The sequence below is a fragment of the Puniceibacterium antarcticum genome (assembly GCF_002760615.1).
Taxonomy (GTDB): Bacteria; Pseudomonadota; Alphaproteobacteria; order Rhodobacterales; family Rhodobacteraceae; genus Puniceibacterium; species Puniceibacterium antarcticum.
In genome coordinates this window covers 1-19,492 of sequence record NZ_AWWI01000054.1, presented here as the reverse complement: position 1 = coordinate 19,492, position 19,492 = coordinate 1, and the positions used below count along the sequence as shown (strand labels likewise).

At 61.8% G+C, this 19,492-nt stretch carries 16 protein-coding genes and 2 pseudogenes; 5 read left to right on the top strand and 13 right to left on the bottom strand.

All coding sequences use genetic code 11. The features are described from left to right. Window positions 1-62 precede the first annotated feature (62 nt). The gene (gene pncA, locus P775_RS07185; protein WP_099910337.1) at window positions 63-656 is read right to left on the bottom strand and encodes a bifunctional nicotinamidase/pyrazinamidase; all 594 of its coding nucleotides are present in this window, start codon (window positions 654-656) and stop codon (window positions 63-65) included. A gap of 287 nt (window positions 657-943) precedes the next feature. On the opposite strand from pncA, the gene gpmI reads away from it, so the two are divergent. The 4 genes from gpmI to P775_RS07165 all read left to right on the top strand — a co-directional run bounded on the left by gpmI (window position 944) and on the right by P775_RS07165 (window position 5,555). After that, the gene (gpmI, locus tag P775_RS07180; RefSeq protein WP_099910336.1) at window positions 944-2,461 is read left to right on the top strand and encodes a 2,3-bisphosphoglycerate-independent phosphoglycerate mutase; all 1,518 of its coding nucleotides are present in this window, start codon (window positions 944-946) and stop codon (window positions 2,459-2,461) included. After that, window positions 2,461-3,585 carry a murein hydrolase activator EnvC family protein gene (locus P775_RS07175; protein ID WP_099910335.1) on the top strand — a complete coding sequence of 375 codons (1,125 nt, stop codon included), beginning with the start codon at window positions 2,461-2,463 and terminating at the stop codon, window positions 3,583-3,585. The genes gpmI and P775_RS07175 overlap by 1 nt, the downstream gene beginning before the upstream one ends. Window positions 3,586-3,589: 4 nt before the next feature. Beyond that, window positions 3,590-4,927, top strand: a complete 1,338-nt coding sequence (locus tag P775_RS07170) for a S41 family peptidase (protein WP_099910334.1) — start codon at window positions 3,590-3,592, stop codon at window positions 4,925-4,927. 124 nt (window positions 4,928-5,051) lie between these two features. Beyond that, window positions 5,052-5,555, top strand: a complete 504-nt coding sequence (locus tag P775_RS07165; RefSeq protein ID WP_099910333.1) for an RNA pyrophosphohydrolase — start codon at window positions 5,052-5,054, stop codon at window positions 5,553-5,555. A gap of 12 nt (window positions 5,556-5,567) precedes the next feature. Here the strand turns inward: P775_RS07165 and P775_RS07160 are convergent, their stop codons facing one another. The 12 genes and pseudogenes from P775_RS07160 to P775_RS07105 form a co-directional block, all read right to left on the bottom strand. Next, window positions 5,568-6,914 carry a lytic murein transglycosylase gene (locus tag P775_RS07160; RefSeq protein ID WP_099910351.1) on the bottom strand — a complete coding sequence of 449 codons (1,347 nt, stop codon included), beginning with the start codon at window positions 6,912-6,914 and terminating at the stop codon, window positions 5,568-5,570. 65 nt (window positions 6,915-6,979) lie between these two features. After that, window positions 6,980-7,687, bottom strand: coding sequence for a helix-turn-helix transcriptional regulator (locus tag P775_RS07155; protein ID WP_099910332.1), 708 nt, complete (start codon window positions 7,685-7,687; stop codon window positions 6,980-6,982). 51 nt (window positions 7,688-7,738) lie between these two features. Continuing rightward, window positions 7,739-10,027 carry a ribonuclease R gene (rnr, locus tag P775_RS07150; RefSeq protein WP_099910331.1) on the bottom strand — a complete coding sequence of 763 codons (2,289 nt, stop codon included), beginning with the start codon at window positions 10,025-10,027 and terminating at the stop codon, window positions 7,739-7,741. A 76-nt stretch (window positions 10,028-10,103) separates the two neighbouring features. Next, on the bottom strand, window positions 10,104-10,526 hold the full coding sequence (locus tag P775_RS07145; RefSeq protein ID WP_099910330.1) for a GNAT family N-acetyltransferase: 423 nt from the start codon (window positions 10,524-10,526) through the stop codon (window positions 10,104-10,106). After that, complete coding sequence (gene dapE, locus P775_RS07140; protein WP_099910329.1) at window positions 10,523-11,668, bottom strand: succinyl-diaminopimelate desuccinylase; 1,146 nt, start codon at window positions 11,666-11,668, stop codon at window positions 10,523-10,525. The genes P775_RS07145 and dapE overlap by 4 nt, the downstream gene beginning before the upstream one ends. 66 nt (window positions 11,669-11,734) lie before the next feature. Further along, entirely contained in the window at window positions 11,735-12,073 is a 339-nt protein-coding gene (locus P775_RS07135; RefSeq protein WP_099910350.1) for a hypothetical protein, read from the bottom strand. Window positions 12,074-12,191: 118 nt separating this feature from the next. After that, a pseudogene (locus P775_RS07130) lies at window positions 12,192-13,315 on the bottom strand (transposase family protein). Between the two features lie 470 nt (window positions 13,316-13,785). Then, window positions 13,786-14,715 (bottom strand): PHP domain-containing protein, encoded by a 930-nt coding sequence (locus P775_RS07125; protein ID WP_099910328.1) that lies wholly within the window; start codon window positions 14,713-14,715, stop codon window positions 13,786-13,788. Beyond that, window positions 14,712-15,773, bottom strand: coding sequence for an ABC transporter ATP-binding protein (locus P775_RS07120; RefSeq protein ID WP_099910327.1), 1,062 nt, complete (start codon window positions 15,771-15,773; stop codon window positions 14,712-14,714). Before P775_RS07120 ends, P775_RS07125 begins: the two co-directional genes overlap by 4 nt. Next, on the bottom strand, window positions 15,770-16,597 hold the full coding sequence (locus P775_RS07115; protein WP_099910349.1) for an ABC transporter permease: 828 nt from the start codon (window positions 16,595-16,597) through the stop codon (window positions 15,770-15,772). Before P775_RS07115 ends, P775_RS07120 begins: the two co-directional genes overlap by 4 nt. Next, window positions 16,594-17,523: an ABC transporter permease gene (locus P775_RS07110; protein ID WP_245875603.1), complete on the bottom strand. Its 930-nt coding sequence runs from the start codon at window positions 17,521-17,523 to the stop codon at window positions 16,594-16,596. The genes P775_RS07115 and P775_RS07110 overlap by 4 nt, the downstream gene beginning before the upstream one ends. 71 nt (window positions 17,524-17,594) lie before the next feature. Then, window positions 17,595-18,692 (bottom strand): ABC transporter substrate-binding protein, encoded by a 1,098-nt coding sequence (locus tag P775_RS07105; protein ID WP_099910326.1) that lies wholly within the window; start codon window positions 18,690-18,692, stop codon window positions 17,595-17,597. A 378-nt stretch (window positions 18,693-19,070) separates the two neighbouring features. Between P775_RS07105 and P775_RS28850 the strand changes: the two are divergent. Then, window positions 19,071-19,475: pseudogene (locus tag P775_RS28850) on the top strand (transposase domain-containing protein); the annotation flags it as partial. Between the last annotated feature and the right edge of the window lie 17 nt (window positions 19,476-19,492).

The following is a 19,492-nucleotide window of genomic DNA, read 5'->3' as shown; positions in this document are numbered from 1 at the left end:
GTCCACCAAACCTGTTTGCGGTCGGTGTAGCGCGGGCCGGGTTAAGAAAGCCGCAAGAGCCTTCAGATCAGCGTCACGCCGTCGGCCTGCATCGCGATCTGGGCCGCGCGGGCCGATCCGTCAAAATCGATGGCCCGAGTCGCATCGCGCAGAACCGTCACGTTGTACCCCAACCGGGCCGCATCCACAGCCGAAAATGCCACGCAGAAATCAAAGGCGAGCCCGACCAATGTCAGATCCTTGATCCCGCGGCTGCGCAGATAGCCATCCAGCCCGGTCGGCGTGGTATGATCATTCTCGAAAAAGGCGCTGTAGCTGTCTATCAGACGCCGGTACCCTTTGCGCAGGATCATATCCGCCCGATCAAGGTTCAGATCCGGGTGGAACGAAGCCCCATCAGACCCCTGCACACAGTGATCGGGCCAAAGCACCTGTGGGCCATAGGGCATCTGGATCTGCTCCATCGGAGCCTTTCCTGCATGTTGCGATGCAAAAGAGCTGTGATCGCCCGGATGCCAGTCCTGCGTCAGGATCACTGCATCGAAAGCGGGCATCATGGCGTTGATCTGAGCGACAACAGCATCCCCCGTCGGCACGGCAAGGTTTCCCCCCGGGCAAAAATCATTCTGGACGTCAATCACGATCAGGGCGGACATTGCGGCTCTCTTTCCGGGTTTGGGACGGGATCAGACACCCCGCCCCGGAATTTTCTGGTCGGGGTCACGATCAATCCTTCTGATGCGCTTGTCCAGATCGTGTCGAAGAATTCGGCATGTTCTGCGTGAGCCCCTCAGAACACGCCTGCCGCGGGGCCGGTGCCCGCTGATCTTGTGGCCCGGGCCGATCTGCAAGATCAGCTGCCTCAAATTCCTTCCCCCTCCACATCTCTGCAAACCTCTGTTAGACCACAACCAAATCCCTCTTAACCCTAAGGGTGCGCAACATGACCACGCCGAAACCCGTTGTCCTTACCATCCTCGACGGCTGGGGGCTGCGCGATGACTCCACCGCCAATGCTCCGGCCCTTGCCAAGACGCCGACCATGGACTGGCTCAGTGCCAATTGCCCAAGGGCCAAGCTGATCACCCACGGTCCCGACGTCGGCCTGCCCACCGGCCAGATGGGAAATTCCGAGGTCGGGCACACCAATATCGGCGCCGGGCGGATCGTGGCGATGGACCTTGGCCAGATCGACCTTGCGATCGAGGACGGTTCGTTTTTCAAGAACTCCGCGCTGCAGGACATGATCCAAGCGCTGCAGGACTCGAACGGTACCGCGCATCTTATGGGCGTCGTGTCCAATGGCGGGGTGCATGGCCACCTTAACCACATCTTTGCCGCCGCCAAGGCGATCAGCCAGACCGGCGTTCCCGTCACCATCCATGCCATCACCGACGGTCGCGACGTGGCGCCGAAATCTGCCGCGGGCTTCATCGAAAAGCTGCAGAAACGCCTGCCGCAGAATGTACATGTCGCAACCGTGATAGGCCGCTACTTTGCCATGGACCGTGACAACCGCTGGGACCGGGTTCAAACCGCCTATGAGGCGATGATCCACGGCAAGGGTGAACATGCCGCCAGCGCGAAAGAGGCCGTCGCGCAGGCCTACAGGAATGACACAACGGATGAGTTCATCCCCGCCACGGTGATCGATGGCTATGATGGCGTGCGCGAGGGGGATGCTTTCTTCTGCCTCAACTTCCGCGCCGATCGCGCGCGCGAAATCCTCGCCGCCATCGGCGCCCCCGAGTTCGACGGCTTTGATCGCGGTGAAAAGCCCCAACTGGCCAGCCTGCTTGGCATGGTGGAATATTCCGAAGATCACGCGACCTACATGACGACGGTTTTCCCCAAACGCGAGCTGCACAACACCTTGGGCGAATGGGTGGCCAAGCACGGCAAGAAGCAGTTTCGGCTGGCTGAGACCGAAAAATATCCGCATGTCACCTTCTTCTTCAACGGCGGCAAGGAGACAGCCGAGCCGCATGAGGACCGTTTCATGCCCAAGTCGCCCAATGTGGCAACCTATGATCTGCAACCCGAGATGTCGTCGGCCGAGGTGACCGAGAAGTTCGTCGAGGCGATCGGGCAAGGCTATGATCTGATCATCACCAACTTTGCCAACCCCGACATGGTTGGCCACACTGGTGACCTCAAGGCCGCGATCAAGGCCTGTGAGGCGGTCGATGCCGCCCTTGGCAAGGTGCTTGAGGCGGTGAAAGCTGCCGGCGGCGCGATGATTGTGACCGCCGACCATGGCAATTGCGAAACCATGATCGATCCCGAAACCGGCGGGCCGCATACGGCGCATACGCTGAACCTTGTCCCCGTGATCCTGTTCGGCGGGCCGAAAAAGGCAAAGCTGCGTGACGGGCGGCTGTCAGACCTTGCGCCGACGCTGCTGCAGCTGATGGGGCTGGAACAACCCGAGGAAATGACCGGGAAAAGCCTGATCCTGTGATGATCCGTGCGGCGCTTCTTTTGGTATTGTCCGCCACCCCCCTTGTTGCCCAGTCGGACACGGCGGCGGCGGCAAGGGCCGCGGCGGCCCAGCTTGAGGCGGCAACCGTGCAGCTGGATCGCGCCAGCGGGGCGCGTGACCGAATCAGGGCGCTGACAGACACCGTGCGCGCCTATGAGGCGGGCCTGTCCGCCATGCGTGACGGGCTGCGCGACGCGGCAATCCGCGAAACGGAAATCAACGACACCCTGCGCAGTCGCGAGGATGAGGTCGCGCAATTGCTGGGCGTGCTGCAGGGCATCGGGCGCACGTCCGGGCCGGAAACCCTGCTGCATCCGGCGGGACCGCTGGGCACGGCACGGGCAGGCATGCTGCTGTCCTCGGTCACACCCGGACTTGCTATGCAAGCGGCAGAGCTGCGCGACGATCTGCAAGAGGTCAGAACGCTGCGCCAGTTGCAGCAAGAGGCGGTCCGCACATTGCAACTGGGTCTGGCGGGGGTACAGCAAGCGCGCACCGAGCTCAGTCAGGCCCTTGCCGCGCGCACCGAACTGCCCCTGCGCTTTACCGAAGATCCGGTGCGCACCGCGATCCTGATTTCCGCCACGGAAACGCTTGAAGGCTTTGCCAGCGGTCTGAGCGAGATTACCACAGACGATTCAACCAGTGAGCTGCCGCCGATTGAGGCGCGCAAGGGGGCGCTTCCCCTGCCCGTGAACGGCCAGATCCTGCGCCGGGCGGGAGAGGCCGATGCCGCCGGCGTCGAACGCCCCGGCATCGTGGTGACGACCCTGCCCCGTGCCCTTGTCACCACGCCCTCAGCAGCCACGATCCGGTATCGTGGGCCGCTGCTGGACTACGGGCTGGTGACGATCCTTGAACCGCAGGCGGATCTGCTGTTTGTACTGGCAGGGCTCGACACAGTATTTGGCGAGATTGGCGAGGTCCTGCCCGCAGGTGCGCCCGTAGGTCTGATGGGCGGAACCGAGACGGAAACCGGCGATATCCTGTCAACAATCGGTGAAAGGGCTGGAAACACCCGTACGGAAACGCTCTATATAGAGGTCAGGCAGGGCGATGCGCCTGTGGACCCACTGACCTGGTTCTCAACCGACAAGGGATGACACTATGAAGAAATTCGTCATGGCCGCGATGGGCGGTACGCTCGCCGGCGTGATCGCGACCACGCAGTTCGTGGGGCCGCTGCTGGCGCAGGAGAGTGCCAAGACCACAAGCGTCTATGAACAGCTTGATCTGTTTGGTGACATCTTTGAACGCATCCGCGCCCAATATGTCGAAGAGGTTGACGACAAGAAGCTGATCGAGGCGGCCATCAATGGCATGCTGACTTCGCTTGATCCGCATTCCAGCTACCTTTCCCCGGATGACGCGGACAACATGCGCGTCCAGACGCGCGGTGAATTCGGCGGCTTGGGCATCGAGGTCACGCAGGAAGAAGGCTTTGTCAAAGTCGTCTCGCCCATTGACGGCACCCCCGCCGCCGAAGCCGGGATCGAAGCGGGTGACTTCATCACCCATGTGGACGGAGAATCGGTTCTGGGTCTGACGCTGGACAACGCGGTCGATCTGATGCGCGGCCCAGTCGGGTCGGAAATCGTGATCACCGTGGTGCGCCAGGATCAGCCAGAGCCTTTTGATGTCTCGATCATCCGCGACACCATCAAGCTGCAGGCCGTGCGTTCCCGTACCGAAGGCAGCACCGTCGTTCTGCGCGTGACAACCTTCAACGACCAGACAACATCGGGACTCGAAGCGGGCCTGGCCGAGCAGATCGAAGCTGCAGGTGGGATCGACAAGGTCAATGGCTTTGTCCTTGATTTGCGCAACAACCCCGGTGGCCTGCTGACCCAAGCGATCAGCGTGTCCGATTCCTTCCTTGAAAAAGGCGAGATCGTCTCGACTCGTGGCCGCAACCCTGCGGATGGCGAACGCTACAACGCGACGCCGGGCGATCTGGCAGAGGGAAAACCGATTGTGGTCCTGATCAATGGCGGCTCTGCCTCTGCCTCGGAAATCGTGGCGGGCGCGCTGCAAGACCACCGTCGCGCGATCGTTGTCGGCACCAAGAGCTTTGGCAAAGGATCGGTCCAGACGGTGATGCCGCTGGGCAATGATGGCGCGATGCGTCTGACCACCGCGCGGTATTACACACCGTCGGGCCGGTCGATCCAAAACCTTGGCGTGTCGCCCGACATTGTTGTGCAGCAGCCCCGCCCCGATATCGCATCGGCAGAGGAAGAGCCCGGCACAACCCCGGCCACCCGTTCCGAAGCTGATCTGCGCGGCGCGCTGTCCAATGACAGCCTGACCGAAGATGAGGTCCGCCAGATCGAAGAGGATCGCGCCAAGGCGGATGCCGCAGCTGCGCTGCGCGAAGAGGATTACCAGCTGGCCTATGCCATCGACATCCTCAAGGGTCTGTCGGCACTGGGTCCGAAAGAGTAACGCTTAAGTCGATCAAGCGAAATAAACGCCCCGCCGTTTCGGTGGGGCGTTTGCATTTGGGGTTGTGGATGACAAAGTGCGACTCGGACATCTGCCCTTAAGGCGAACCATAAAAGGCCCTGACATGACCCCCGAAGAGATTGCAAAACTGCCCTACCGCCCCTGCGTCGGCGTGATGCTGGTGAATGATGGGGGCCATGTCTTTGTTGGCCAGAGGATCGACAATGACGCCGCCGCCTGGCAGATGCCGCAGGGTGGGGTGGATGATGGAGAGGCCCCCCGCGATGCCGCCCTGCGCGAGCTGTGGGAAGAGACCGGCCTGAGCGCAGATCTTGTGACCATCGAGGCCGAAACTGAAGATTGGGTCCCCTATGATCTGCCGCACGACCTTGTTCCCAGGATCTGGAAGGGCCGGTTTCGCGGCCAGAAACAAAAATGGTTCCTGCTGCGCTTTCACGGCACCGACGCGGATGTAGAGATTGCCACCGACCATCCGGAATTTTCCGAATGGCGCTGGCTGCCCCATGAAGAGCTGGTCGCCAATATCGTGCCGTTCAAGCGCGCGGTCTACGAAAAGGTGGTCACGGCGTTTGCGGGGCCTCTGAAAGAGATCTCAGCCAAGGCCTGAAGTTCCCTTCGCTCAGCGCAGACGCGTCAGCACTGTGAGCGAGGCATAGCCATCCGGCGCCATGCCGACCGAGCGCTGGAACCTGCGCACCGCCTCGACCGTCATCGGCCCCACACGGCCATCGACACCCTGGGTGTCAAAGCCGCGCGCCGTCAGGCGTTGCTGCATTTCCTGCCGCTCGTCAAAGCTGAGTGCACGATCATCGCGCGGCCAGTCGGCCCGGATCGGTCCGCGCCCGCGAAGCCGATCGCTCAGATGGCCGACGCCCATCACATAGGCATCTGCCGCATTGTAGCGCGCGATGACCGAGAAATTCTTGAACACCAGAAACGCCGCGCCCTTTGACCCGGCCGGCAGCAGCACCGACGCCGATCCGTAGTCCCGCACAGGCGCCCCATCCATGCCAACCACGCCCAGACGCGCCCAGTCGCTGGGCATCTTAACCGTTTTCTTGTTCGCACTGGCGTAATCGAACCCTGCAGGCAACTGCACCTCTACCCCCCAAGGCATTCCCTTGATCCAACCGTAGCGCGCGAGATAGGCGGCAGTCGAAGCCAGCGCATCGGTCGGATCATCCGACCAGATGTCGCGCCGCCCGTCACCGTTGAAATCCACGGCCAGCGCATCATAAGACGTCGGGATGAACTGCGTATGGCCCATCGCCCCGGCCCAGCTGCCCGTCATCGTTTCGGGCGCCGTATCGCCATGTTGCAGGATCTTCAGCGCCGCAATCAGCTGTTCTTCAAAAAACGCACCGCGCCGTCCTTCATAGGCCAGCGTTGCCAGAGAGCTTACGATGTTGAGCGAACCGCGATGGCTGCCATAAGCCGATTCCATGCCCCAGATCGCCACGACAACCTCTTTATCGACGCCGTATGTCGCTTCGATACGGTTCAGAAGCGCTGAATGCTGCTGCAGGGCGAGTCGGCCATTCGCAATCCGGCTGTCTGATGCGGCACTGTCCAGATAGTCCCAGATCGATTTGGTAAATTCGGACTGGTTCGAATCGCGTCGGATCACATCCGGATTGAAATGGGCGTTGCGAAAGGCGCGGTCAAAGACAGCGCCGGTGATCCCGGCGCTCAGAGCACGGGGCCGGAAACCGCGCACCCAGGCATCGAAGCCAGGATCGGAGGCTGCCACCGTCGCCAGCGTGACGGGCGCCTTGGCCGGGCGCAGCGCAGGTCTGACCGAGGTCAATGGCGCATCAGGTTGGATCAGGAACGCCATGACAGCACTTGTCACTTCGGGGCTGGCCGGTCGGGCCGCCGGGCGCAGAGATACCTCTACCGGCGCGGCAAGCGCACCGTTGCACAGAAGGAATGCGGCGACGGCTCCGCGACAGACGTGCTTTTTCATGGTTTGGGCCTGCTGATTTGCCTGTTTTTTCAAGCATACCCTGATTTCAGTCGTTTCGAAAGAAATCAACGGGGCGGGGTGAAGGGATTTTCGGGATTGCGCAGCTGTTCCATATATTCGCGCAGCAGGGAAACTCGATTCGGACGAAAGCTGTCCTGCAAGACCTCAAGCCCGGTCATGCGATCCAGCCGAAAGCTGCGGAAATCCTGACGCAGAAGGCAGCGCGCCAACAGGCAATGGCTCGATTCGAAATAGACAATGCCCAGCGGCTGCACCTCGCGCGTTGTAGCGCTGCCCGCAGCGTCGCGATAGGCAAAGCGCACATGGCTTTCGGCCCAGACCGCGCGGCGCAGCGTACCCGCGTCGATCAATGGCGCCTTGGGTCTGGCAAAACGATGCGCGGACAATACGGCGTGACGCAGCCGGTGTGCCTGACGGTCGGGCAGCCGGGCGCGCAATTTGTCGAGCGCACCTTGCGCCGCCTTGGCCAGGGCAGGATCGCCGACCTGCATCACCTCTCGCAGCCCCAGAACAAGCGCCTCAAGCTCTTCATCCTGAAAGCCCAGCGGCGGCAGGGTGGCGTCTTCGATCAGGGTATAGCCAAAGCCCGCCGCGCCATCGATCACCGCGCCAAGACCACGTAAAGCATCGATATCACGGTAGAGCGTACGTTCGGATACGCCGGTTTCATCGGCCAGCTGCTGGGCAGTGGCCGGTGTCGGCAGGGCACGCAACGCCTGCATCAGCTGGAAAAGGCGATGGGTTCGGGACATGTCCCTGCGATACTGCCACCTGCTGTCAGAAAATGACAGTATCGCGCGGGATCAGCTCGACGAGGTACGGCGCCGCTTGACCTTGGTGCGGACCTTCGCGTTTTTCTTGCCGGCCTTGGCCTGCATGCGCCGGGGACCAGCCGTTGCAGAACCGCGCCGCCGCGGCCCACCGCGGGACGGGCCGCGTGGCATATCCGTCTCTTCCAGGGTCAGAAGATCAAAGGCAAGACCGCCGGTCACCGGCGCTGCTTCGATCAGTTTGACCGTGACGCGCTGGCCGAGAGTGATCACTGTCCCGGTGTCGGCCCCCATCAACGTTGAACTGGCCGCGTCGAAGTGGAAATATTCGTTGCCGAGGTTGCGCATCGGCACGAGCCCGTCCGCACCGGTTTCATCCAGCCTGACGAAGACACCGAACTTGGCAATCCCGCTAATACGGCCAGAAAATTCCGCGCCGATCCGGTCGGACAGAAATGCGGCCAGGTAGCGGTCGGTCGTGTCCCGCTCTGCCATCATCGAACGGCGTTCGGTGGTCGAGATATGTTCGCCCGTCGCCTCCAGCCCTTCGATATCCTGCGGCCGCAGCCCGTCATTGCCCCAGCCATGGGCCGTGATCAGCGCGCGATGCACGATCAGGTCGGAATATCGCCGGATCGGGGAAGTGAAATGTGCATAGGAGCGCAGCGCAAGGCCGAAGTGGCCGAAGTTTGCGGGCGAATAATAGGCCTGAGTCATCGACCGCAGCGTCGCCATGTTGATCAGCTCTGCCTCGTCCCGGCCTGCCGCCTCGTGCAGCAGTTTGTTGAGATGCGCGGTTTTCAGCACCTGACCCTTGGCCATGCTTAGGCCCGCGGATTCCGCAACCTCGCGCAGGGTTTCCAGCTTTGCGGGGGGCGGTTCCTCGTGGACGCGGAACAGCAGGGGTGTTTTTTTCGCGATCAGCGTTTCGGCTGTGGCGACATTGGCCAGGACCATGAACTCCTCGATCAGCTTGTGCGCGTCGAGCCGTACCGAGAAGTTGACAGCCGTCAGCTTGCCCTCTTCAGAGAATTCGATCTTGCGTTCCGGCAGGTCGAGGTCGAGAGGCTGCCGCCGTTCCCGGGCCGCCTTCAGCGCGCCATAGGCGGCATAAAGCGGCTTGAGCACGTCATCGAGCAGCGGTTCAGTCTGCTCATCCGGTGTGCCGTCAATCGCCGCCTGCACCTGTTGATAGGTCAGCGACGCGGGCGAGACCATCAGGCCACGACAGAACGTCTGGCCGGTCTTGTTGCCCTCGGCGTCGATGACCATGCGCACAGCGATACAGGCGCGCGGCACCCCTTCGTGCAGCGAACAGAGGTCCCCCGACAGCACATCGGGCAGCATCGGCACAACGCGGTCCGGGAAATAGCTGGAATTGCCCCGTTTGCGCGCCTCGTGATCCAGCGCAGAACCGGGACGGACGTAATAGGCGACATCGGCAATGGCGACCCAGAGCACATGCCCACCGGGGTTCTTGGGGTCATCATCTGCATGGGCATAGCAGGCGTCGTCATGGTCGCGTGCATCCGAAGGGTCGATGGTGACCAGCGGCAGGTCGCGCAGATCGCGGCGCCCTTCCAGGCCTGCGGGTTCCATTCCGTCCGCCTCGGCAATGACCTCGTCCGGGAAGTCGTCGGGAATGCCGTGCTGGTGGATCGCGATCAGGGACACGGCGCGCGGTTCGGACGGGTCACCCAGACGCAGAGTGATGCGTGCCTTGGGCAGGCCCATGCGGTTGCGGGCCGGACCGACCTGTTCTGCCTCGACCAGTTCGCCCTCTTGCGCGCCACCGGTGGAATCAGGGGCGACGCTCCATTCCTTGTCAGAGCCCTTGTCGATGGGCATGACGCGCCCGCCTTCAGAGCCTTTGCGGAAAATCCCGACGATCTTTTGCGGGTTCGACCCGATGCGCCGGATCAGCCGGGCCTCGTAGTTGTGATCACTGTCCTGCACCAGTTGCAGGCGGGCAAGGATGCGGTCGCCTTCGCCCAAAGCCGGGTCCGAGTCGCGGGGGATGATCAGGACAACCGGTTCGCGGCCTTCGCCATGCCATTCCAGTGGTTTGGCGAACAGATCGCCGTCGGATGTCGGCGCCTTGACCTGCAGCACGCTGACCGGGGGCAGGCGGTCGGGGTCGCGATAGGTCTTGTGGCGCTTTTCCAGATGTCCTTCTTCCTCCAGCTCCTTCAACAGGCGCTTGAGGTCGATGCGGGCCGCGCCTTTGATGCCAAAAGCCTTGGCAATATCGCGCTTCGCGGTGAGTGTCGGGTGCTCGGAGATCCAGCTGAGGATGTCCGATTTTGTTGGCAGAGTGCTCATTCTCATGCCGTATCACGCGCCGGGCTGGACGTCACGAGAGAAGAGGACTGACCGCGCAGATGTGCGGCGCTTCTGGTCAGGCGGGCTGGCGCATTTCCCGGTGCGGAATGCCTGCATCGTCATAAACCGGGCCGGACACCGCAAATCCAAGCTTTTCGTAAAAGGGAATCGCATGGGTTTGCGCCCCCAGAGCGATCTCTTTCACCGCGGTCTGCGCGCGCAGCAGCGTGATTCCCCGCGTCACCAGGGCCGCGCCGACGCCCAGCCCCCGCCCGGTGGTCAGAACACAGATCCGCCCGATCCAGCCGGTGCCGTCCACCGCAAACACACGGGCGGTGCCGATGGGTGTTCCATCTTGCAGCGCCAGCAGGTGCTGCGCCGTGTCATCCACCGCGTCGAATTCCTCGGCCAGCGGTATGTTCTGTTCCTGCACAAACACGGCGATGCGCAGGGCGCGGCAGGCGTCGAAATCCGTCGTTTCTTTGATCAGCAGGGTCATTGTGCAAAGTAATCCCGCAGGATGCGCCCATAGATTGCCTTGAGCTGATGGATCTGCGCCACCTCTACCCGCTCATCGACCTGATGCATCGTCTTGCCCACAAGACCAAATTCCACCACCGGGCAATGATCCTTGACGAACCGCGCATCCGAGGTGCCACCGGTCGTGGACAATTCGGGCGTCACACCGGTTTCGGCCTGCACGGATTTCGCGACAAGATCGGACAGCGGCCCGGGCGGTGTGAGGAAGCTTTCACCGGAAATCTTGATCTTTACCTCGGTCCGGGTGCCGAATTCGCTATCAATGCGCGCCGCCTCGGCCCGCAGCCAGTCGGAGAGGCTTGCGCCGCTGTGGCTGTCGTTAAAGCGGATGTTGAGCGTGGCGCGGGTCTGGGCTGGGATGACGTTGCTGGCCGGATTGCCGGTGTCGATGGTCACCACGGCCAAAGTCGAGGCATCGAAATGCTCGGTCCCAGTGTCTAGTTCGTATGTGGCGAGCCGATCCATCAGCCGCGCCATCGCAGGCATCGGGTTCAGCGCGCGGTGCGGATAGGCGGAATGACCCTGCTGCCCGGTCACGGTGAAAAACGCATTCATCGACCCACGCCGCCCGATCTTCATCATCTGCCCCATGTGGTCGGGGCAGGTGGGTTCGCCCACCAGACAATCGCTCATCTGTTCGCCGGTTTCTGCCATCCAGTCGAGCAAGGCGATGGTACCGTCGGTCGAATCCCCTTCTTCATCTCCGGTGATGGTCAGGATCAGGGCGCCATCTGGCGGCGTGGCGGTGACAAAATCCAGAGCGGCAGCTGCAAAGGCCGCGACGCCGGATTTCATATCCGTCGCGCCGCGCCCGTACATGAAGCCGTCTTTCAGGTCCGCGCCAAAGGGCGACATGGTCCAGTCCGCAGGATCGCCCAACGGCACCACATCAGTATGCCCGTTGAACCCGAATGTCCGGGCGTGCCCCTTGTCGCCCCAACGGGCAAACAGGTTGCAGACCCCGGCCCGGTCAACCCGCGTGCAGGCAAACCCGGCTTCTGTCAGCAGTTTTTGCAACAGCACCAGCGCGCCGCCCTCTTCGGGGGTGACACTGGGGCAACGGATCAAGTCGGCGGTCAGGTCGGCAGGATCAAGGGGCATTTCGGCTCTCCGTCAGGCGTTTGCCCTTTGGGTAGCGCAGCCGCAGAGCAGAGGCAAACCGTGCTTTCAGGCTTTGCCGTCCGGCTTGTCGAAAAACGGTGTGACCTGCGCCACGATCACCGAATTTTCGGCCAGGGCGCGGGCCATCAGCTCGGCCTCATCCTCGTCGATCTCGTGCCCTTCGGCGCGGCGTTCCTCTTCGGTGCCGTAGCCGGTCACATCGAGCGGCGCCATATCCGCCTGTTTCAGGATCGCCACGGTTTCGCGCACGGCCTCCGCCTCGTCTATGCCGCTGGCATAGCACATCAGAGCGGCACCGGTGGCGCCCTTGGGCAGGCCATCGCCGGTCTTGCGACCAACCTCGACCAGCAGCGTATAGACAGCTTGTTTGGATGACTTCGTCATGACTTGCCCCGATGCAACATCTGATCCGCGCAATGCAGGATCAAGGGGCCGTTGTCCAGTCCTGAGGGCTGTAGCCAAGTAAGGTGATTCGGTTTGTCTGAACAGGATCTGGCGTTTTCTATGTGGTTTTCCGCTTTGGTTCCGCCGCCACTGCTTCGGGCATAGGCTGGTAGAAGTAGACGTGATCAGGTCTTGCCCCGTCAAACGATGAGCCTGAACGGCGGCTGTTGTAAAACCCGACACAACGGTCAATCAACACGCGAGCCTCCGAAAGGCTGGCATAGTCCCTCAGTTAGTCCTCCTCGTATTAGATGGTCCGCCCCCAATAAGCGCTCGACGAAGACATTCGTCGCGCCAGACTCCTTCGCCGTCCATGCAGATTTTTTTCTCGCGTGCGGCCAGCACCTTGATGAAATCGGTCGAGGTGAACTGGCTGCCCTGATCCATTGCCCGACACGGTATTGCGAAGCAATGCGCGAGAGGAAGTGTTGAAGATCTGGGGCGCGCCGTGACGCGCGAGCACCTCCTCCACAACCTCGATGCAAAAACCGCCTCCAGTGTGGTCGACACGCGTCACGCCAGAACGGCGGCGAGGTAGATGAAGCCCGGCGTCATGGGAATGTAGGTGAGGTCCATGGCCCAGACTTGGTTAGGCCGAGTGATGGACAATTTGCGCAGCAGAGAAGGGGAGATATTGTGCCGCCATGGCGGGGCCATGCTGCGCATGGACGCGTCGGATTCGAGGTTTCCTGCTTGCGATACAATTCCTCGATGCCCATGCGTTTCATCAGTGTGGCGACGTGTAACCGGCCCAGCTTGAAACCCTCCTGCACGAGCATACCCTGCAACATGCGGCTTATCGATCCTATGCATCAGTTTCAGATCAGCATCCGACACCGGGCGGGGACGGTAACAGACACTGCCCCGGCTGATCCCCAGCACGATGGTCTGGCAGCTGCCGCTGAGCTTCGCTGCGGGATCGATCCTCTTTTTTGCCCTCCCCTCCCGGCAGATTGCATCGTGCCGAAAGCAGGCCTTCGGCGTAACGCAACCGGCTGCCGGGCAACGGGACAAGAGACCCGCTTTGGCGAGCGAGCCGGACAAAAAATCATTCTCAAGTGCCATTGCCCCGGTCTTGGCATGCAGCGTCTTCACGTCGATTACAGGGGTCAGTGCAGCCTTTGGAGTATCGCCAAACATACCGCTCGCACCTTGCAGAATTTGATCGCGCCACTGCTTGATCAGGTTTGGGTGGACTTAAAAATCCTGTGCCAGCTTGATCAGGGTCTTTTCGCTCTTGATCTCGGCTAGCGTCATTTTCGCCATGAAAGGAGGTGGTTCCGGCGCGCTCATCTTTTAATGGTCTTCTCCTCTCTCGCAGCATTATGCTGCTGTTAATCGGAAAATCCACTTATCCAGGCTGCTCAGATCTCCAGAACCACCTCATACGGTGGTGGTTCTGGGGAATCTGAACGACGGCAAGGAAAGCGGGACCAACGATCACAGCATCATTCGCGTCGGGTTCCGCTGTAAACCGGAACCCGCACTCGAAAGTTGAGTTCCGCTCAGGCTCGCCATCAGTGCTAAGTGAAGCGTTGCCAGACCGCTTGCAAACTCCAGCAGTGTGGAGCCCACGCCGGAGTTCAGGATTTCAATCTTGAGGTACGAGCCCAGTGGCGGTGTAAACAATAGCCTTGCGCAGACTTATGACGTTAGCGCGTCGAGCGGAGCAAAGGGTTGGTCCACGCTCGGCGCCCTGCGGTGTCGACGATTGTGATCCTCAGCCACGGAGAGGTGGCGCATCGATCCAACGTTAATGTCGTTCGCGTCATTGACCTGCCATGCCGCACCTGCGCAGCGGAGCCATGCCCTTGGACGATGACCGCAGCGACAGCGCTGCTTTCGACGATCACAGTACCGTCCGTGACCTCGACGTTGTGCAGCTGCGGCCCCTGGCTGGAATAGAAATGCCCGGCCTTGAGCGCGTTCAGCAGCGATTGGGGGTCGAGGGCTTCCGATTTCACCATGACCCAACCGCCGAAGTGGTCAGGCTCAGAGAAATGCGCATCATCTGTGGCCACAATCGTGAGGCAGCGGCCCTCGGAGAGCAGAAGGTCGGCGAACTGGAAACCGTCCGGGCGATCGCAGCCGATAGCACAGCCGTGGTTGTAGATCTCGACCGCATGTGCGGCGCTCAGGCTGCGGGCATCGTCCAGCGTCATGCCGGACCATTGCGGATGAGCGATGGCGACGAAGGCGCCGGCATCCACCGCTCTTTGCGCCAGTTCAGGCCCGGTTTCCTGACCGGCGACAGGGACGAAAGCGGGCGCGTTGGCAGGCGCGAAGTCCGCAGGCAGCCCGACGGCGAGGATGTGCCAGAGCTCGCCGTTTTGCATCGGCCCTGAATGAAGTTCCGCTCCAATAAGCGTGGTGAACGCCTCATCGCGAAACGGGAGGGTGTCGGCGATTGGATATCCGTAGATCCCGATCATGTGGTCGGTGAGGGCGATGAAATCGTACCCCTCCGCCTTGTAGCGGCGGCAAACCTCTGCCGGTGGCAAAATGCCGTCAGACAGGGTCGAATGCGTATGCAGGTTGCCGCGATAAAAGCGCCCGGGCGCTGCGAATGCTGGCAGGATCATGGGGATACCTCAGGAAGGACGAGAACGTCGTCGCGGGTGAACCAGACCTCGGTAGGCGCCCCCGCTACGGGGAGCTTCGCGTCGGCGCGGTTGAACATGTCGATGCTGACGGATTGTCCCGCAACCTCGACCTGGGCTCGAATGACGGAGCCGAGAAAGCTGCTGTGCTGCACCCTGCCCGGCAGGGACAGCTCATCGCCAGGCCTGCGATGCAGGGACAGCGCCTCGGGCCGCAGGGCGACCGTCAACGGAACGCCGGCGTTCAAACCGGCGCGGCGCAGCCCGCTGAATTCCTGACCCCCAAAGGCAAGGCTGTCGGCACCCGCGACTCTGGCATCGAACGTGTTAAGCTTGCCGACGAAACCCGCGACGAAGCGCGTGGTCGGGTGGTTGTAGATCTGTGCCGGGGTGCCGATCTGGTCCGCGCGGCCCTTATACATCACGACGACCCGGTCCGAGATCGACAGCGCCTCCTCCTGGTCATGGGTGACGAAAACGGTGGTGATCCCAAGCTCGCGCTGGATGCGTCGGATATCGTCGCGTAGGGAGGTCCGGATCTGCGCATCCAGGGCCGATAAAGGCTCGTCCAGCAGCAGCAGGTTGGGGCGGGGCGCAAGTGCGCGAGCGAGTGCCACGCGCTGCTGCTGGCCTCCGGAAAGCTGGTACGGATATCTGTCCGCAAGATGCCCGAGCGCGATCAGGTCGAGCATCTCCGCGACCCGCGCGTCGATCTGGGCGCGGGTCATGCCCGCGATCCTGAGACCGAAGGCCACATTGTCGCGCACGGACATGTTGGGGAAGAGCGCGTAGGCCTGAAACACCATGCCGATCTTGCGGCGGCTGGCGGGCAAGGCAGTGACATCGGCGCCGCCGACGCGGATGGTTCCGCCGCTCGGTGTCTCGAATCCCGCGATCATGCGCAGCACGGTGGTCTTGCCGCAGCCCGAAGGGCCGAGGAACGAGACGAATTCGCCCGGTTCCACCGCCAGATCGAAGTCGCGCACGACGGTATTGGCGCCAAAGGACTTATTGATGCCGCTCAGGGTCAGAAAGCTCATGATTTCGCCTTTTCTACGGTGCGTGGGGCACGCCATTGCAGGAGGCGCTGGCCGGGCCTGCGGGTTGCGAAGAGCTCCATCAGCACCATGCAAACCCAAGTGAAGGCAAAGGCCATGATCGCGAGCGCGGCGGGCTGATAGGCGTAGTCCTGCCCCATCTGCACGAGGTAGGGACCGAAGGCCGGACGGTTCAGAAGGCTGGTGATGACAAATTCACCCAGCGAGATCGAGAAGGTCAGGAATGCCCCCGATACGATGGCCGAGCGGATGTTGGGAAAGATCACGAAGGCAATGGTGCGCGGGCGCGATGCGCCGAGGCTTTCGGCGGCTTCGGTCAGAGTGGCGATGTCGATGGCGGCCATGCCATTGTCCACCGCGCGATACATGTAGGGCACGGACAGGACGACATAGCCGATGACCAGCAAGATGTTCGTGCCGGTTTCGGTCATCGTCAGCGGCAGGATCGAGCTTGTGCCGTAGAGGCGCACATAGCCGAAAACCAGCACCACCGGCGGGATGATCAGGGGCATCAAGCTCAGAAATTCGATCAGCGGGCGCATGTGTGGCAGGCGCAGGCGCACCCAATAGGCCGTCGGCACGACGATCAGCGCGCCCAGAGCGATGGCCATCAGCGACGCCACTGTGGAAAAGCCGAGGACGCTGAGGAACGTGTCACTTTCGAAGACAGAGCGGTAGGCGGCAAAGGACAGCTCTCCGCGCGTCATCCGAAGGGAAAAGTTGAAAGTTGCAATCAACGGCACAAGGAAGAATGCAGCGCCGGCGAGTGCGATCAGGATCGACAGGAGCGGCGGGCGGCGGCTCACTTCTGCCACCGCTCGGCCCTGCGGCGCAGGATGAAATAGAGCGTGTTGGACAGGCCCATAATCAGGATCATGCCGACCGCCAGCGCATAGCCGAGGTTCGGATTGTAGAGTACGTTTCCGCGGATCTGCTGAAACAGCACGATGGGCACGACCGGAAAGTTTGCCGATGTCAGGGCATAGATCGTCGCCAGCGTTCCAAAGGCGTTGGCGAACAGCAGCAGGAAGCAGCCCAGAACGGAAGGCGCGAGCAGTGGCAGGGCGACGCGGGTCAGGTATTGCATGCGACTCGCACCAAGACTTTCCGCAGCCTCCCGCCATTCGGGGCGCAGACCCTCAAGCGCGGGTGTAATCATCAGCACCATGAGCGGCAGCTGGAAATAGAGGTAGGTCAAGGCGAGGCCCCAGAAGGAAAACAAGGTAAAGCCCGCAGCGTAGATGTTGATGCCGAGCACGTCTCGCAAGACCAGCGTCACCAGGCCCAGCCGCCCCAGCGTCGCGATGAAGGCAAAGGCCAGCGGAACGCCCGCGAAATTGGAGGCGACACCCGAAAATGTCATGAAAGCGCGGCGCACCCATCCGGGCAGCCCCCCGAGCAGCAACGCATAGCCCAAGGCCAGCCCGAACACCGTGCCCATCGCTGCAGAGGCAAAGCTGAGCTTGATCGACAGCCCGTAGGAGCCAGCGATCTCCGGGGCAGAGAGCGACAGCATCGTCTCAAGCGAATAGGACCCGTCCGGAGTCTGGAAGGCGCCATTGACCAGGTAGAGGACCGGCAGGATCAGGAACATCAGCGCAAAAAGCAGGAAGGGCAGAAGACCCAGCCATGACCAGTTGAGCCGCAATGCGCGGCGCGGCGCGGTTGTGTCCTTCGGGAGAGCAGACCCCGAGGAGTCTGTGGATCCGAATGAAGGTGCGATCTGCGTCAAGTGAGGATCCGTTCGGAGTTGGGGATGGGCGGCAGGCTGGAACCTGCCACCCGGGGATTCGCAGACCGGCGTTACTGGATGCCCATTTCCTTGGCCCAGTTATCGGCAACGGCGGTCTTCGCCTGCGCCTGCTGGTCAAGCGTCGGAAATACTGCCTTGGCGTAGTTTTCGGCCGGGGGCAGCTTGTCCATCAGGTCCTGCGGGATCACGCCGCGATCGGCCATGTCGTTGAACCGGATCGGATGGCAGTATCCCTTGAGCCAGAGCGTCTGACCCTCGTCGGAATAGATGTATTCCATCCAGAGCTTGGCGGCGTTAGGGTGCGGCGCATAGGCGGAAATCGCCTGCACATAGACGCCGGCGACGACGGCATCAGAGGGTACGACAACCTCGACCGGTGGGTTGCCCGCCAGCGTGTCGCGCATTGCAAGCAGGTTGTAATCCCAGTCGAAATAGATCGGTGTGGTTCCCTGTGCGAGGTTCTGCGAGGTGCCGTCGACGGGCACAAAATTGCCGCTGTCTTTGAGGCCCTTGAAATATGCTATGCCCTTGTTCAGCGCATCGCCACCCGCCTCGCCGCCCTTTGCGACACCTGCGGCATAGACCGTCATCATCGTGCTGTTGCCGCTGCGCGGATCACCGGGAATGGCGACGGCATTGGCATAGGCAGCTTCGGTCAGGTCGGCAAAGCTGGTCGGTGCGTCCGCAATGATATCGCTGTTCACGCCGAAGGCCAGAACGCCGTAGTAATCACCGTACCAATATCCTTCGGCGTCCTTGGCATCCGCCGGGATCGAGTCCCAGACCGAAACCTTGTAGGGTTGCAGCAGCCCCTCGTCCTTGGCGGCGGGACCGAAGGACAGGCCCACATCGATGACGTCAGGCGCCTGCGGGCCGGTATTGCCCTTGTTCGCCTTGATTGCTTCCAGCTCGTCTGCGGAGCCCGCATTGGGGTTCAATTCGTTCACGCTCAGCCCATATTTCGCTTTGAAGCCCGCGATCACGTCGCCATAGCCGCACCAGTTGTGCGGCAGGGCAATGGTCGTCAGAGTCCCTTCGGCCTTGGCAGCGTCGATCAATTCCTGGGTCGGTTCGGCAAGGGCGGCGGTCATCGTCAGTGCGGAAACGCCGGCCAGCAAGGGAAGCGCTGTTCGTGTGAAGAATGTCATGGTCGATCTCCGGAGGGGGGGGCATTTGCGCCCCGGCAGGCGACAGGCCTGCGGCAGCGTATCTCTGCGCCGGATCGGTAACGAACAAATGACAGATTCAAGACGGATCTGTGATGGAGAAGCGCGGTGCCATGATCCGCACAGTTTCAGCATAGCGTGCGTCACGGCGTGCTCCTGTGACTGAAAGAGAAGGCTGCAGACTCCACCATGTCCTCCATCGATCCCGCTGGAAGTCAACGGAAGTCTGAAACGCCAATCAACGCCATCATATCTTCTGCGCGGCTGGCTTTTGTCGCAGCATTTTGGCTGCGATCAGGGCGGCGGCCGCCTTCTGACCCTGCTCGCTTCGGATTGCTTCGTCCGGGGTCTGATATATCCGCCCTCAGGATCGCCCGTCGACATCAGAAGCCGCAGGCGATCGAGAAAATCCTGCGCGCATTGCTAGAGCAAGCAGACCGTCGCCTCAGAACGCCGAGCTATCTCGACGACGGCCGCCTCGAACTCGACAACAACACCTGTGAGCGGTCAATCCGCCCCATCGCCCTCGGCCGCAAGACTTACTTGTTCATGGGGTCAATCGGCGGCGGAAAAGCGGCCGCCATCGCCTACACGCTCATTGAGACCGCCAAGATGAACGACGTCGACCCCGAAGCGTGGCTCACATGGGTCCTCCAGCGCCTGCCTGATCACAAGATCAATCGCATCGACGAACTCATGCCGTGGAACTGGCAGACCGAAAAGGGGCCTTGTTGCACAAATCCTGCGTGGGATTCACTAGGTTAATCCAATGTGGTAACTGA

Excerpts from the sequence above, each read along its gene's own strand:
- P775_RS07145 (WP_099910330.1), bottom strand. The coding sequence starts at position 10,526 with ATGACCCTGCTGATCAAAGAAACGACGGATTTCGACGCCTGCCGCGCC.
- P775_RS07105 (WP_099910326.1), bottom strand. The coding sequence starts at position 18,692 with ATGACATTCTTCACACGAACAGCGCTTCCCTTGCTGGCCGGCGTTTCC.
- P775_RS07135 (WP_099910350.1), bottom strand. The coding sequence starts at position 12,073 with ATGACGAAGTCATCCAAACAAGCTGTCTATACGCTGCTGGTCGAGGTT.
- gpmI (WP_099910336.1), top strand. The coding sequence starts at position 944 with ATGACCACGCCGAAACCCGTTGTCCTTACCATCCTCGACGGCTGGGGG.
- P775_RS07125 (WP_099910328.1), bottom strand. The coding sequence starts at position 14,715 with ATGATCCTGCCAGCATTCGCAGCGCCCGGGCGCTTTTATCGCGGCAAC.
- pncA (WP_099910337.1), bottom strand. The coding sequence starts at position 656 with ATGTCCGCCCTGATCGTGATTGACGTCCAGAATGATTTTTGCCCGGGG.
- rnr (WP_099910331.1), bottom strand. The coding sequence starts at position 10,027 with ATGAGCACTCTGCCAACAAAATCGGACATCCTCAGCTGGATCTCCGAG.
- P775_RS07155 (WP_099910332.1), bottom strand. The coding sequence starts at position 7,687 with ATGTCCCGAACCCATCGCCTTTTCCAGCTGATGCAGGCGTTGCGTGCC.
- P775_RS07175 (WP_099910335.1), top strand. The coding sequence starts at position 2,461 with ATGATCCGTGCGGCGCTTCTTTTGGTATTGTCCGCCACCCCCCTTGTT.
- P775_RS07120 (WP_099910327.1), bottom strand. The coding sequence starts at position 15,773 with ATGAGCTTTCTGACCCTGAGCGGCATCAATAAGTCCTTTGGCGCCAAT.
- P775_RS07165 (WP_099910333.1), top strand. The coding sequence starts at position 5,052 with ATGACCCCCGAAGAGATTGCAAAACTGCCCTACCGCCCCTGCGTCGGC.
- dapE (WP_099910329.1), bottom strand. The coding sequence starts at position 11,668 with ATGCCCCTTGATCCTGCCGACCTGACCGCCGACTTGATCCGTTGCCCC.
- P775_RS07170 (WP_099910334.1), top strand. The coding sequence starts at position 3,590 with ATGAAGAAATTCGTCATGGCCGCGATGGGCGGTACGCTCGCCGGCGTG.
- P775_RS07160 (WP_099910351.1), bottom strand. The coding sequence starts at position 6,914 with ATGAAAAAGCACGTCTGTCGCGGAGCCGTCGCCGCATTCCTTCTGTGC.